The 12,977-nt window shown below is 64.5% G+C and carries 12 protein-coding genes; 4 read left to right on the top strand and 8 right to left on the bottom strand.

Going from position 1 to position 12,977, the window contains the following annotated elements:
* Positions 1 to 6 precede the first annotated feature (6 nt).
* Together AC07R1_RS20315 and AC07R1_RS20310 are read right to left on the bottom strand one after the other, a co-directional pair.
* Positions 7 to 1,455: an aldehyde dehydrogenase family protein gene (locus AC07R1_RS20315; RefSeq protein ID WP_019092979.1), complete on the bottom strand. Its 1,449-nt coding sequence runs from the start codon at positions 1,453 to 1,455 to the stop codon at positions 7 to 9.
* Positions 1,452 to 3,089, bottom strand: coding sequence for a 5-guanidino-2-oxopentanoate decarboxylase (locus AC07R1_RS20310; protein WP_011063066.1), 1,638 nt, complete (start codon positions 3,087 to 3,089; stop codon positions 1,452 to 1,454). Before AC07R1_RS20310 ends, AC07R1_RS20315 begins: the two co-directional genes overlap by 4 nt.
* Positions 3,090 to 3,248: 159 nt before the next feature.
* Here AC07R1_RS20310 and AC07R1_RS20305 point away from each other — a divergent pair, with 159 nt between their 5' ends.
* Positions 3,249 to 4,130, top strand: coding sequence for a LysR substrate-binding domain-containing protein (locus AC07R1_RS20305; protein ID WP_342400736.1), 882 nt, complete (start codon positions 3,249 to 3,251; stop codon positions 4,128 to 4,130).
* Between the two features lie 104 nt (positions 4,131 to 4,234).
* Here the strand turns inward: AC07R1_RS20305 and AC07R1_RS20300 are convergent, their stop codons facing one another.
* Both AC07R1_RS20300 and AC07R1_RS20295 read right to left on the bottom strand, forming a co-directional pair.
* The gene (locus AC07R1_RS20300; RefSeq protein ID WP_011063068.1) at positions 4,235 to 4,849 is read right to left on the bottom strand and encodes an NAD(P)-dependent oxidoreductase; all 615 of its coding nucleotides are present in this window, start codon (positions 4,847 to 4,849) and stop codon (positions 4,235 to 4,237) included.
* Positions 4,850 to 4,918: 69 nt separating this feature from the next.
* On the bottom strand, positions 4,919 to 5,803 hold the full coding sequence (locus AC07R1_RS20295; RefSeq protein ID WP_495110885.1) for an MBL fold metallo-hydrolase: 885 nt from the start codon (positions 5,801 to 5,803) through the stop codon (positions 4,919 to 4,921).
* Positions 5,804 to 5,916: 113 nt separating this feature from the next.
* On the opposite strand from AC07R1_RS20295, the gene AC07R1_RS20290 reads away from it, so the two are divergent.
* The gene (locus tag AC07R1_RS20290) at positions 5,917 to 6,822 is read left to right on the top strand and encodes a LysR family transcriptional regulator (protein ID WP_011063070.1); all 906 of its coding nucleotides are present in this window, start codon (positions 5,917 to 5,919) and stop codon (positions 6,820 to 6,822) included.
* Positions 6,823 to 6,963: 141 nt separating this feature from the next.
* On the top strand, positions 6,964 to 7,140 hold the full coding sequence (locus AC07R1_RS20285) for a hypothetical protein (RefSeq protein ID WP_015636796.1): 177 nt from the start codon (positions 6,964 to 6,966) through the stop codon (positions 7,138 to 7,140).
* Here the strand turns inward: AC07R1_RS20285 and AC07R1_RS20280 are convergent.
* Positions 7,133 to 8,047 carry a helix-turn-helix domain-containing protein gene (locus AC07R1_RS20280; protein ID WP_011063072.1) on the bottom strand — a complete coding sequence of 305 codons (915 nt, stop codon included), beginning with the start codon at positions 8,045 to 8,047 and terminating at the stop codon, positions 7,133 to 7,135. The two genes, AC07R1_RS20285 and AC07R1_RS20280, sit on opposite strands and share 8 nt — an antisense overlap.
* Before the next feature lie 396 nt (positions 8,048 to 8,443).
* Here AC07R1_RS20280 and AC07R1_RS20275 point away from each other — a divergent pair, with 396 nt between their 5' ends.
* Positions 8,444 to 9,961, top strand: a complete 1,518-nt coding sequence (locus tag AC07R1_RS20275; RefSeq protein ID WP_041752524.1) for an MDR family MFS transporter — start codon at positions 8,444 to 8,446, stop codon at positions 9,959 to 9,961.
* Between the two features lie 87 nt (positions 9,962 to 10,048).
* On the opposite strand, the gene AC07R1_RS20270 is transcribed toward AC07R1_RS20275, so the two are convergent.
* From AC07R1_RS20270 to AC07R1_RS20260, 3 genes are all read right to left on the bottom strand, one after another.
* Positions 10,049 to 10,894: a cache domain-containing protein gene (locus tag AC07R1_RS20270; RefSeq protein WP_495110884.1), complete on the bottom strand. Its 846-nt coding sequence runs from the start codon at positions 10,892 to 10,894 to the stop codon at positions 10,049 to 10,051.
* Between the two features lie 123 nt (positions 10,895 to 11,017).
* The gene (locus AC07R1_RS20265; protein ID WP_011063075.1) at positions 11,018 to 11,857 is read right to left on the bottom strand and encodes a coiled-coil domain-containing protein; all 840 of its coding nucleotides are present in this window, start codon (positions 11,855 to 11,857) and stop codon (positions 11,018 to 11,020) included.
* A gap of 106 nt (positions 11,858 to 11,963) precedes the next feature.
* The gene (locus AC07R1_RS20260) at positions 11,964 to 12,956 is read right to left on the bottom strand and encodes an NAD-dependent epimerase/dehydratase family protein (protein WP_011063076.1); all 993 of its coding nucleotides are present in this window, start codon (positions 12,954 to 12,956) and stop codon (positions 11,964 to 11,966) included.
* Between the last annotated feature and the right edge of the window lie 21 nt (positions 12,957 to 12,977).

The raw sequence follows: 12,977 nt of genomic DNA, 5'->3' as shown, positions 1-12,977 counted from the left end.
GCCTGCCTAACGAGCGCGGATCACATGCTTGATTTCCTGAAAGGCCTGTAGCCCCCAGGGCCCCAGTTCACGACCGATGCTGCTCTGCTTGTAGCCGCCCCACGCCGTCTGGGGAAAGATCACCTGTGGCGCATTGATCCACACCAGACCGGCCTGCAGGGCATTGGCCACTTGCTCGGCATGCGCTGCATCCGCTCCCACTACGCTGGCCACCAGGCCGAACTCGCTGTCATTGGCCATTTCGATGGCCTGCTGCTCGTTGCTGAAACTGCGCACGCAGAGCACCGGGCCAAAGATCTCCTCACGCCATAGCGCACTGTCCAGCGGCACCTCGGTGAACACCGTGGGCTGGATGAAATACCCCTGCTGCAAGCCGGCCGGGCGGCCACCGCCGCAGACCAGCTTGGCCCCCACATTCAAGCCTTCCTCGATATGGGCCTGCACCCGCCGGTATTGCGCCTGATTGACCAGCGCGCCCATTTCCACCTCGGGGTCGAACGGGTCGGCCACACGAATGGCTTCGGCCCGGGCCTTGAGGCGCAACAGGAACTCATCGGCCAACTCATCGGCCACCAGCACCCGGCTGGTGGCCGAGCACATCTGCCCGGCGTTGAAGAAGCCGCCGCCACAGGCCAGCTCCACCGCCAGATCCAGATCGGCATCCGCCAGCACCAACAACGACGACTTGCCCCCCAGCTCCAGGCTCACGCCCTTGACGGTTTCCGCCGCGCGCTGCATCACCTGGACCCCCACGGCGTTGCTGCCGGTGAAGGAGATTTTCGCCACTCGCGGGTCGGCTGCCAGGGGCGCGCCCACTGCCAGGCCGGTGCCGCAGACCAGGTTGAACACGCCCCGGGGCAAGCCGCTGCCGGCGATGATTGCCGCCAGTTCCAGCTCCGGCAAAGGGGTGACTTCGGAAGGCTTGAGCACCACGCTGCAACCGGCGGCCAGGGCCGGAGCGAGCTTCCAGGCGGTGGTGACCATGGGGAAGTTCCACGGCACGATCAGCCCGACGATGCCACAGGGCTCGCGGCGCAGGCGGGCACTGAAGGCCTCGCTGGGCAGTGCCACGTTGGCGTCCTGAGCGGCATCCAGGCCTTCGGCCAGCCCGGCGTAGTACTCGAAGGTGGCAATCACATCGTCCACATCCATGGCGGCCTCGAATTGCGGCTTGCCGTTGTTGCTCGACTGCAGGTGCATCAGTTGCTCCCGGCGTTCGGCCACCCCGGCCGCAATCCGTCGCAGGACCGCGGCACGTTCAGCCCCGCTGCTGTGCGACCAACGCGCAAGGCCGGCGCTGGCAGCGCACAGCGCCTGCTCCACGGCCTCGGGACCGCCACCGGCAACCTGGGCCAGTACGCCCTCGGTGCTGGGGTTGATCACCTGCAGATGCTCGCTGCCCGCCAACCATTGGCCGTCGATGTACAGTCCGTTCAACAGGGGGTGCGCGCTCATGCCTGTACTCCTTGGGTCCAGCGGTTCTGATCGACCTCTATCAGGGTCGGGCCCTGGCGATCCGCCGCCGAGCGCAGCGCCGCGCGCAGTTGCTCGACGCTGTCGATGCGCTCGGCGGCGCAGCCCAGGCCCTTGGCCACGGCAATGAAATCCGGGGTGTAGATGTCGACGCCCACCGGCTCGATGGCGCGGTTGACCATGTATTTCTTGATCTCTTCGTAGCCCTGGTTATTCCACAGCAGGACGATGATCGGGGTGCGAGCCTCCACCGCGCAGGCCAGTTCCGAAAGGGTGAACTGCAAACCGCCATCGCCGATCAGGCAGGCCACCGGCCGTCGCTGGCTGGCGTGCGAACCGCCGCCGAGCCAGGCGCCAATGGCCGCCGGCAAGGCATAACCCAGGGTGCCGTACCCGGTGGAGGAGTTGAACCAGCGTCGTGGCTGCTCGGGGTTGAAGGTCAGGTTGCCGCTGTACACCGGCTGGGTGGAATCGCCCACCAGGACAATCTCCGGCAGTTCCTGGACCACAGTCTGCAGAAACAGGGTCTGGGCCTGGGTCGGGCCGTCCCAGAGCTGGCTCAGCTCACTGCGCAAGGCGGCGGCGCGGACCTGGCCCCAGTCGCTGCGACGCGCTGCCAATTCCAGCCCGGCAAGTTGCGCCAGCAGCGCTTCGGCAGCGATCCGGGCGTCGGCCACCAGTGCCACTTTCGGCGGATAGTTGCGCACGGTCTGGTCGGCATCGATATCGATACGCAGCAGGGTAGCGGGAATCTCGAAACCACCGGCGAAGGTCACGTCGTAATCGGTTTCCGCCAGCTCGGTGCCAATGGCCAAGACCACATCGGCCTCTGCCACCAGGGCCCGGGTCGCCACCATGGACTGGGTGGAACCGATCAGCAGCGGATGCGCCGAAGGCAGCATGCCCTTGGCATTGATGGTCAGGGCCACCGGCGCTTGCAACAGCTCGGCCAGGCGGGTCAGGGCCGGAGCGGCATCGATGGCGCCCCCGCCCGCGAGAATCAGCGGCCGCTTGGCACTGGCCAGCAGTTGGCTCATCTGCGCGACAGCGGCCGGGGCGGCGCCGGCGCGGGCGATCTGCACCGGCTCGCTGGTCAACAGGTGGTCGGCGTCCTGGACCAGCACATCGAGGGGAATCTCGATATGCACGGGGCGTGGGCGCCCGGCCTGGAACAGGGCAAAGGCCCGGGCCAGCACCGCTGGCAACTCGTCGGCACACATCAGGGTGTGGGAAAACGCCGCCACGCCACTGACCAGCGCACTCTGGTTGGGCAGCTCGTGAAGCTTGCCGCGCCCGCCCCCCAACTGGCTGCGGGCCTGCACGCTGGAGATCACCAGCATGGGAATCGAATCGGCGTAGGCCTGGCCCATGGCGGTGGTGATGTTGGTCATGCCGGGGCCGGTGATGATGAAACACACACCGGGCTTGCCGCTGGTTCGGGCGTAGCCGTCGGCCATGAAGCCGGCGCCTTGCTCGTGGCGCGGAGTCACATGATGGATGGGCGAACGGGCCAGGCCGCGATACAGCTCCACGGTGTGTACCCCGGGAATGCCGAACACCTGCTCGACGCCATAACCTTCCAGTAGCTTGACCAGTACTTCACCGCACGTCGCCATCTCATCGCCCTTCTTATTGGAGGAAAACCGCACGTCGACCACAGGCTGGAAAACGCCTGCGGGCGCCGATAGAGGGGCTATTGGAACGGTGGGCCTGTAGCCGCAACAATGGATAAAAAGTCATACTAGCCATGTCCCCACGTCATGCCTCGGCCAGCCATGAAACGCCTTCCTCCCTTACCCGCGCTGCACACTTTTCTGATCACCGCCCAGTGCTGCAACTTCACTCGCGCCGCCGAGCAGTTGCACATCACCCAGGGAGCGGTGAGCCGGCAGATCGCCGGGCTGGAAAGTCACCTGGGCTATCCGTTGTTCCTGCGCCAGGCCCGGGGCCTGAGCCTCACCGCCGAGGGGCTGGAATGGCTGCCACGGGTGCAGCAGGTGTTCGAAATGATCAATGGCGCGGTGGACGAGATCGGCGGCCAGAAGCGCAACCTGCGGCTCAAGGCCCCGACCTGCGTGATGCGCTGGCTGCTGCCGCGGTTGCTGCAGTGGCAGAAGGAGCGCCCCGATGTGCCGGTGCAACTGACCACCACCATTGCCCATGGCGTGGATTTCGGCCGCGAGCCGTTCGACGCCGCGGTCATGTACGGCGCGCCACCGGCACCGACCCTGGGCTCGCGACACCTGTTCAATGAACAGCTGACTCCGGTCTGTTCCCGGCCCCTGCTGGAAGGCCCGGTGCCGCTGACGAGCCCCAGAGACCTGCAACAGCACCTGCTGCTGCACCCCTCCCATGATCAGCGGGACTGGCAAACCTGGCTCAAGGCCGCTGGCACGCCCCTGGACACCCTGGGCAAGGGCCAGCACTTCGAGACCCTGGACCTGGCGATGTCCGTGGCCTCCCAGGGCACAGGTGTGGCGATTGGCGACTGGGCATTGATTGGCGATGACCTGAGTGCCGGGCGGCTGGTCATGCCCTTTGAATTGAAGGTGCCGACAGGGCAGGCGTATTACCTGGTGTACCCGGAGCGCCCGGGGCCTTCGCCGGTCCTGCAGGAACTGCTGGACTGGCTGGTGGAACAGGCCCGGCAGCGCTGAAATACCGGCAGACAGCGAAAAGCCCCGCGAGGGGCCTTCAACGCTTGCCGGAACAACCCGTTAGCCGCCTGCAACAGGCGGCTAACGGGTCAATCGGCCAGTGATCAGTAGCCGACGGTGAAACGCTGACGGCTATGGGCGGGCTTTTCCACCTCGTCGAGCATGGCGATGGCGTAGTCGGCAAAAGTGATCCAGCTGCGGCCCTCTGCGCTGACCAGCAGGTCGTCCTGGCCCAGGCGGAAGTGCCCGGTACGCTCACCCTCGACGAACTCCGCCGATGGCGAAAGGAAGGTCCAGTCCAGGTCCTGCTCCTTGCGCAGGGTCTCCAGGTACACCCCGCCGGCGCTGGCTTCGGCCTTGTATTCCTCCGGGAAGCCCGGGCTATCGATGACCTTGCTGCCACCCGGCAGCAACAGCGAACCGGCACCGCCTACCACCAGCAGGCGCTTGACCCCGGCCTTTTTCACCGGGTCGATGATGGCATTGGCAGCGATGCTGGAAAAATGCGCCGCGCTGATCACCACATCGTGACCGGCCACCGCCGCTTGCAGCGCGGCACTGTCGGCCACATCCACATCGCGGCTGACCACGCCGGCACGCGAACCGATCTTCGCCGTGTTGCGGGCGATGGCGGTCACGCTGTGGCCGCGACGCAGGGCTTCTTCCAGCAGTTGGCTACCGGCACGGCCGGTGGCACCAATAATTGCGATCTTGCTCATGACATGTCTCCAGTTGGCTAAGAGAGTACAGAGGCATCCGCCCCCACAAGGGAGCGGGTCAAACCGTTTTCACCACTTCATTTCGCCCTTGGCGACCTTGGCGCTCAGCTCCAGGGAGCTGTCCTCGCCCAGGTCCGGGTAACGCTTTTTCATGGCCGCGATCAGCTCGGCGGAATCCTTGGCCTTGGCGGCTTCCTCGTCGAAGGCCTTGATGTAGTCCGCGGTGAAGTGCACCGGGGCCAGGGAACGCGCGCTGTCACCGAGGAAGTGCCCGGGGATCACGGTCTTGGGTTGCAGGCTATCGATGGTCTTGAGGGTAGCCAGCCAGTCCGCATGGGACTGCGGGGTCTGGGTGTCGGCCATCCACACGTGGATGTTTTCCGCGACCACCACGCCACCGACCACCGCCTTGATCGACGGGATCCATACAAAGCTGCGGTCCGGCTGCTTGCCGTCCAGGCCAATGACGTCGAGCTTCTGCCCTTCCAGGGTCAGGCTGTGGCCCTTGAGCACGCCCGGCACGATGGTCTTGGCCGGTACGTCAGCACCCATTTTCGGGCCCCAGAACGCCAGCTTGCCGTCCACCGTGGCCTTGATGTGATCCACGGTCGGCTGCGAAGCCACCACCTTGGCGTCGGGGAAGGCGGCGGTCAGGGTGTCGAGGCCGAAGTAGTAGTCCGGGTCACCATGGCTGATGTAGATGGTGGTCAAGTGCTTGCCGCTGGCGCGGATCTTGTCCACCAGTTGCTGGGCCTGGGACTTGCCGAACTGGGCGTCCACCAGGATCGCGTCCTTCTTGCCGCTGACCAGCACCGAGGTCACCGGGAAGATTGCGTTGGCGCCCGGGTTGTAGACATCCAGGCTCAGGGTCGGCTCGGCGGCCGCCGCATGGGCGGCAAAGCCCAGGGTGGCAGTGGCCAGCAGCAAGCGTTTGAGTGAAGTGAATCCGATCATGAGGGCAGCTCCGGCATCTGTTGGCTGGGTTGGGATGGACAGAGCTTAGTTGCCAGACTCGTTACAAAAAATGCGATGCTTGAACATAGTTTGTTTCTGAAAGCGGGCAAATCATGGATCGTCTCCAAGCAATGCGGGTCTTCGTCACCGTCGTCGACCTGGGCAGCCAGTCGGCCGCCGCCGATCACCTGGACCTTTCGCGTCCGGTGGTGTCACGTTATCTGGCGGAATTGGAGGACTGGGTCGGCGCCCGGCTGATGCACCGAACCACGCGCAAGCTCAGCCTGACCGCCGCCGGCGGTGAGATCCTGCCCCGCTGCCGGCAGATGCTGGAGCTGTCCAGCGACATGCAGGCCGCGGTTGGCGAGCCGGACGATGCACCCCGCGGCCTGCTGCGCATCAGCGTCAGTACCTCGTTCGGCCAGTCGCAACTGGCGGATGCCGTGGCCGACTACGTCAAGCGCTACCCGGGGGTCAGCATCGACCTGCAGATGCTCGATCGCACGGTAAACCTGGTGGATGAACGCATTGACCTGGCGATCCGTACCAGCAACGACCTGGACCCGAACCTGATCGCCCGGCGCCTGACGGTCTGCCGCTCGGTGATCTGCGCCTCGCCGGCCTATCTGCGAGAGCACCCCGCGCCCCAGCGGGTGGAGGAACTGAACCGGCACAACTGCCTGACCCACTCCTACTTCGGCAAGAGCCTGTGGCATTTCGAACAGGATGGCGAACAGGTATCGGTGCCGGTGCAGGGCAACATCAGCGCCAACGAGGCCAGCACGCTGCTGCGCACCACCATGGCCGGCGCCGGGATCGCCATGCTGCCCAGCTACCAGGCCGGTGAGTACATCAAGCGTGGAGAGTTGGTACGCCTGCTGCCCCACGCCGAACCGCGCACGATGAACATGTACGCGGTCTATGCCTCGCGCAAGCACATGCCGGCGACCTTGCGCAGCATGCTCGACTTCCTGGTCCTCAGGTTTCCCCAGCAACCGCTCTGGGACGAAGGTTTGTAGATAGATGCACGGCGCTGGCCGGGCTGCTCGATCCAACTGCTGAATACCCTGCCAAACAGGCCGGGCAAGCCCCCGCAACTGACCTATGCTGATAACAGTACCCCTTTAAACCAAAGGGGTATGGGTTCAGAGGTCGTTGCCATGAACGTCAAGACAAGAAGGTACCTGGCCATCTTCATGACCTGCACCGTGACCCTGGCGCTATACGGTACTGCCGCTTATCGCGTGGAGCAGGCGCGCATGCAACCGCGCAACTACGCCAGTTGCAACCTGGAGCGCTGCATGCCCCACAACGCCACCTTGAACGCCCTCAGGTGAGCGTCAGCGAATCGGCGTCGCCGGCCTGATCGGCCTTCAGGCGGTCGCGAAATACCTTGGGCGAGATCCCCTCCCGGCGCCGGAACAGCCGGGTGAAGTTGGTGGGGTCGGAAAACCCCAGGTCCGCGGAAATCTCGTAGATGGTCATCCCGGTGTAGGTCAGCAGCCGCTTGGCTTCCAGTAGCTGGCGTTCGTGCATGATCTGCAGCGCGGGCTGCCCTGCCAGTTCACGGCAGGTGCCGTTGAGGTGCGACACGGAAATGCCCAGCTTGTGGGCCAGGTCCTCGACCTTCACATGCTCGCGGTAATGGGCTTCCACCAACTGGATGAAGCCATTGAAATACTCACGGGCCCGCTGGGGACGCCGGCTGGCACTGCTGCGCTGCAACGCCTGGCGCCCGACCCAGACCACAATCATGCTGACCAGCGCATGCATGAGCATTTCCCGAGCCGGCTGCTGCCCCTGGTACTCCTGCTGCAAGGCGGCGAACAAACCGTTCAGGTACGCCTCGTCTGCCCCCGTCGGATATCCCTCGGGCCTGGCCAGGGTATTTTGCCCCTGCCCCAGTTGGGTTTGCAGATGGCTTACCAGCGGCGCTGCCAGCGTCACCACATAACCTTCTATGTCTTCGGAAAACCGGAAGCCATGGACCGACAGCGGCGGCAGGACCTGGACCATCGATTTGTCCAGCAGGGTACGCTGGCCTTCGATCTCCAGTTCCGCCTGCCCACGGTATACAAACAGCAACTGGCAGAGGTCGGCATGCCGATGGGGCTTGATTTCCCAATGGTGCTCGCGGCTGCGCTGGCTGATGGGCTCGCAATGAAGCAGGTCCGGGGTAGGCCAGTCCAGGCTCTCGCCATAGAGCTTGAACACCGGAATCGACGCAAGGGCAGGCTTGTTCATCACTACAGTCCAGGCCTCAGTGTGACGGGCGACGGGGGCGCCAGCGGGCGAACCATCAGACAACCGCCAGGGCTCTTCGATAAACGAATACGCCCGGGCGAAATGCAAGCAATAGCAACATCAATGGACATTGACCGGGCCGGTGTTCAGAGCACCAGCCCAGTGCCGGGCACTATACAGAATGCGTCCCATTACCAGCTAATCCTTGCCGCATCATCTGCGCTTTCGTATGACTGCCCAGGTCTTCACAGAGCATCGTTCCCATCAGTTAAGCCCAGATGAAAAATCCCCGGAGACTTCCTTGTATGGCTATCTAGTAGGCTCCTATCTAGTACACTGAAGCGCACTTCCACCGGCCTTGCTCCGCCGGGTCAATCTCTGCCCGCAGGTTCTTTCGTGACCCACTTCCAACAGCCCGTCTCGCCCAAACCGGCCATTCGCAGCGTGCTGATCGCCCTGATGCTGGCGATCTTTCTCGGCGCCCTGGACCAGACCATCGTCGCCGTCTCCATGCCGGCCATTTCCGCCCAGTTCAAGGACGTCGGCCTGCTGGCCTGGGTGATCTCCGGCTACATGGTGGCGATGACCGTGGCAGTGCCCATCTACGGCAAGCTCGGCGACCTCTACGGCCGCCGCCGCTTGATGCTGTTCGGCATGGGGCTGTTCACCCTGGCCTCGCTGTTCTGCGGCCTGGCACAGAACATGGAGCAACTGGTGCTGGCGCGGATTTTTCAGGGTATCGGCGCCGGCGGCATGATCTCCGTGAGCCAGGCCATCATTGGCGACATAGTTCCGCCTCGGGAGCGCGGTCGCTACCAGGGCTACTTCAGCAGCATGTACGCAGTGGCCAGCGTCGCCGGCCCGGTGCTGGGCGGCTACATGACCGAATTCCTTTCCTGGCGCTGGGTGTTCCTGATCAACCTGCCTCTGGGCCTGGGCGCCTGGTGGGTGGCGCATCGCACTCTGATCGGGCTGCCGGTGCCCCAGCGCAAGCCGATCATCGACTACCTCGGTACCGTGCTGATGATCATCGGCCTGACCGCCCTGCTGCTGGGTATCACCCAGGTAGGCCAGGGCTATTCCTGGCGCAGCGCCGAAGTGCTCGATCTGCTGGCCATCGCGGTCATCGTCCTGGCACTGTTCGTCTGGCATGAGCGCCGGGCCCGGGAACCCCTGCTGCCGATGCACCTGTTCACCAACCGCAACGCGCTGCTGTGCTGGTGCACGATCTTCTTCACCAGCTTCCAGGCCATTTCCCTGATCGTGCTGATGCCGCTGCGCTTCCAGAGCATCACCGGCGCCGGGGCCGACAGTGCCGCCCTGCACCTGCTGCCGCTGGCCATGGGTCTGCCAATGGGCGCCTATTGTGCCGGGCGCCTGACCTCGGTCACCGGGCGCTACAAGCCGATGATCCTCAGTGGCGCGCTGCTGATGCCGCTGTCGATCCTCGGCATGGCCCTGGTGCCGCCGCAGTCGGAGCTGCTCAGCGGCCTGTTCATGCTGCTCTGCGGGATCGCTGGCGGCATGCAGTTCCCCACCTCCCTGGTGGGCACGCAGAACTCGGTGGAACAACGGGATATCGGCGTGGCCACCAGCACCACCAACCTGTTCCGCGCCCTCGGCGGGGCGGTGGGTGTGGCGCTGATGTCGGCGTTGCTGCTGGCCTTGCTCCAGGATTCCAGCCTGGCCCATCTCGGTGGCGCCGGGCTGATGGTTGAAGGGCACTCCGGCAATGCCCTGCTGGAAGGCCTGAACGCCGCCCCCGGCCCGGCGCGGGACGCCTTGCGAGCCGAGTTGCTGACGACCTTCAAGCATCTGTTGCTGGTCAGTGCCGGGGTATCCCTGCTGGGGCTGGCAGCGGCGATCGCCATGCCCAATCGCCTGCTGCGCGGTCGTGAAGACAAGGCGCGTTAACCCACCCCGGGCTCCTGTAGCCGCTTTGGTCGAAGCGCTCCAGCCTTTGCTGAAGCAGCCTGCGGCAGCGGCTGCAGGACAGCATGATCAAGGGCTGTAGTAGCCCACCGCAACCAGCAGATTCCCTACCTTGCGCAGGTAGGCGTGCTTGTCCTCCACCTTGCCGGTCACCGGGTTCTTCCAGCGGTATTGGTATTCGCCCTGATCCTCGCGAGCCATGAGCGCCAGCATCGGCTCGCCCACCGGCTTGCCTTCGGGATCCCTGATCTTGGCGAAGTCGGTGTTGAGCAAACGCAGGTTGATGCCATGGGCCAGGTAGCGCCGGCTGTCCATGTCCACCACGAACACGTACAGATCGTCTTCAAGAAAACCGCCCTGCAACTGGTTGATCGCCTTGAGCGTGCCGTTGCGGTCCGTGCTCAGGGCCGTGGCTGCCCTCTCCAGCAATGCCCTGGCCTGCTCGGCCGACGCCCGGGGCTGGTAGTAACCCACCGCCAGGATGCGTTCGCCGACCCGCTGGAAATACACATGCTTGCGCTCGATCTTGCCGTCGGCCCAGTTCTGCCAGCGGTACTCGGCCTGCTGGATGCCATTGCCCTCGGGCGTCTTCAACGCTTGCCTGAACGCCTTGCGCAGGTCCGGCCCCAGGACTTGCGACACATCACGGCCAATCAACGCCGACGAGGGACCGCCACTGGCCAGCATCACGCCTTGGGTATCCACCACGAACACATAGCGGTCGTGGTCGACGAACTCGCCCTGGCGGCTGAAGGCAGCGAATGCCTTGTCGCCCTGATCGTGGTAGTAGCCCAGGGCCTTTTCCAGCAGCGCCCGGGCCGCCGCGCCATCATCCACCGACGGCGCCGCCTGCAGCGGGCCCAAGCACAACAGCAGCAGCCAGCCCACCCAGGTATTTCCAAGCCACAGTCTCATCGCCCGCTCCTCGTTCGTGTTGGCGTTCGAAGAGCGTAGACGGCTGCAGGATATGCGGAAACATTCAGCACACGGGGGGTGAACCGACGCCTTCCCACGCCAGGCGTGGGAAGGCGGCCCCCATCAAGGGCGGGTGTTGATCTGCTGCTGCAGGTTCTGGATCTGGCTTTGCAGCGTGTTGATGTTGCGGGTCACCTGGCCGCGAAAGGCGTCGAACTCGGCAGTGCTGGCACCGTTTTGCGCAGCGGCGGGACGGTTGTCCTGCTGGCTCTTGAGCACGATCAGGTCCTGTTCCAGACGCTCGATGGCGGCGCTCGGATTGCCCTGTTTCTTCAGCGTGGCCAGGTCGGCGCCCAGGCTCTTGAGCTGGGCATCGACCTTGCCGTTGTCGGTCTGGGCGCTTTTCAGGCTCGCCAGTTCACCGCTCAAGGCTTTCACCTGAGCCTGCAACTGGCTGTTGGCTGCTTGCTGCTCGGCGGTCTGCGCGCTCATCTGCGCCAGGCGCTTGTCCAGATCGGTGGCCTGCCCCGCCACGCCCTGCTGCTGGCGGCTCTGGTCCTGCAGGCGGCTCTCCAGTTGCTTGATCTGCAGCTTCAGCGCTTCGCTGTCGGTGGTGACATTGGTCTGGCTGGCCACCACCTTGCCGGAGATGTCCTGCAGGCGTCCGGCCGCTTCCTCACTGATCCTGGCGAAGCTTTCCTGGGTCGCCACCAATTGCTGTTCCATCAGCGAAATCTGCTGGAAGCTCCACCAGGCAAGGCCGATGAAGGCAAAGAACAAGGCGCCCACCAATGCCCAGAGCGGGCCGGTGCTGGGGCTCTTGACCTTGACTACCGGCGTGCCGCGCGAATGCACGGAGGTACGCTCGCGGGCAGCGCTGGTGGTGGGGAAGACATCGTCGTCGAGAGGATCGGCGCGCAGACTGGGAACGTCGTCGAAGTCATCGTTTGCATCGTTACGCATGGGGCAACCTTTGTGAAACGCGGTGGTGGCTGAGTGCGGCGAGTATAAACCGCTAATTCGCCCGGCCAATGGACCGGGCCGGGCAAACTCGGTTCAGTCTTTGGTTTCAGCTTATGTCCTGGGCTTTCCACCAGGCGCAGAACTCATCCAGGGCCGCCCACAGGCTGACCTTGGGCTCATAGCCGAGATAATGCCGGGCACGGCTGATATCCAGGGTGAAATTCTTGTTCATGACCTGCATTCCCAGGCGCGACAGAGTCGGCTCCGGTCGCCCCGGCCAGAGCTTGCAGAAACCTTCGTTGAGCGCCGCCACGCCATAGGCCAGGCCGAAGGAGCGATAACGGGTGACTTGCGGCACCTGCATCTGGCGCATCACATAATTGACCACATCCCACAAAGGCACCGGTGTGCCGTTGCTGATGTTGTAGGCCTTGCCCAAGGCCGAGCCGCTGGCGTGCAGGCTGCTGAACAACGCCTCGTTGAGGTTGTGCACACTGGTGAAATCGACCTTGTTCAGGCCGTTGCCGACAATGGCCAGGCGGCCCTTGCGCTGCATCTTCAACAGCCGCGGGAAGATGCTCATGTCGCCGGCGCCGGTGACGAAGCGCGGGCGCAGGGCAAGCACTTCAAGGCCGAACTCCTGGGCGCCGAAGACCTTTTGCTCGGCCAGGTACTTGGTGGCCGCATAAGGATGCCGGAAGCGCTTGGGCACTTGTTCCTCGGTCAACCCCAGGTGATCCCGGCCGTCGAAGTAGATCGAGGGCGAAGACAGGTGCACCAGCCGCTGCACCCGCTGCTTGAGGCAGGCTTCGACCACGTTCTCGGTGACCAGCACATTGCCCTGGTGGAAGTCCTGGTAGCGCCCCCACAAGCCCACGGCACCGGCGCAATGCACCACGCTGTCGACGTCACGGCACAGCTCGCGCACCAGATCGGCATCGCTCAGGTCACCCTGGACGAACTCAGCGCCACGGCGCACCAGATGCTCCACGGCTTCGGCGCGACGGCCATTGACCCGCACCTCCAGGCCCTGCTCAAGGGCAAAGCGGGCGAAGCGCCCGCCGATGAAGCCGCTTGCGCCGGTAACCAGAATCTTCATGAAATATTCCTAAGAAAGCAG

This window comes from Pseudomonas sp. GW821-FHT07F01, assembly GCF_059418825.1.
Note: the sequence above shows the minus strand (reverse complement) of the source record. Positions and strands in the feature narration are given on the sequence as shown.

Excerpts from the sequence above, each read along its gene's own strand:
- AC07R1_RS20310 (WP_011063066.1), bottom strand. The coding sequence starts at position 3,089 with ATGGCGACGTGCGGTGAAGTACTGGTCAAGCTACTGGAAGGTTATGGC.
- AC07R1_RS20260 (WP_011063076.1), bottom strand. The coding sequence starts at position 12,956 with ATGAAGATTCTGGTTACCGGCGCAAGCGGCTTCATCGGCGGGCGCTTC.
- AC07R1_RS20305 (WP_342400736.1), top strand. The coding sequence starts at position 3,249 with ATGAAACGCCTTCCTCCCTTACCCGCGCTGCACACTTTTCTGATCACC.
- AC07R1_RS20265 (WP_011063075.1), bottom strand. The coding sequence starts at position 11,857 with ATGCGTAACGATGCAAACGATGACTTCGACGACGTTCCCAGTCTGCGC.
- AC07R1_RS20295 (WP_495110885.1), bottom strand. The coding sequence starts at position 5,803 with ATGATCGGATTCACTTCACTCAAACGCTTGCTGCTGGCCACTGCCACC.
- AC07R1_RS20300 (WP_011063068.1), bottom strand. The coding sequence starts at position 4,849 with ATGAGCAAGATCGCAATTATTGGTGCCACCGGCCGTGCCGGTAGCCAA.
- AC07R1_RS20315 (WP_019092979.1), bottom strand. The coding sequence starts at position 1,455 with ATGAGCGCGCACCCCCTGTTGAACGGACTGTACATCGACGGCCAATGG.
- AC07R1_RS20270 (WP_495110884.1), bottom strand. The coding sequence starts at position 10,894 with ATGAGACTGTGGCTTGGAAATACCTGGGTGGGCTGGCTGCTGCTGTTG.
- AC07R1_RS20290 (WP_011063070.1), top strand. The coding sequence starts at position 5,917 with ATGGATCGTCTCCAAGCAATGCGGGTCTTCGTCACCGTCGTCGACCTG.
- AC07R1_RS20280 (WP_011063072.1), bottom strand. The coding sequence starts at position 8,047 with ATGAACAAGCCTGCCCTTGCGTCGATTCCGGTGTTCAAGCTCTATGGC.
- AC07R1_RS20285 (WP_015636796.1), top strand. The coding sequence starts at position 6,964 with ATGAACGTCAAGACAAGAAGGTACCTGGCCATCTTCATGACCTGCACC.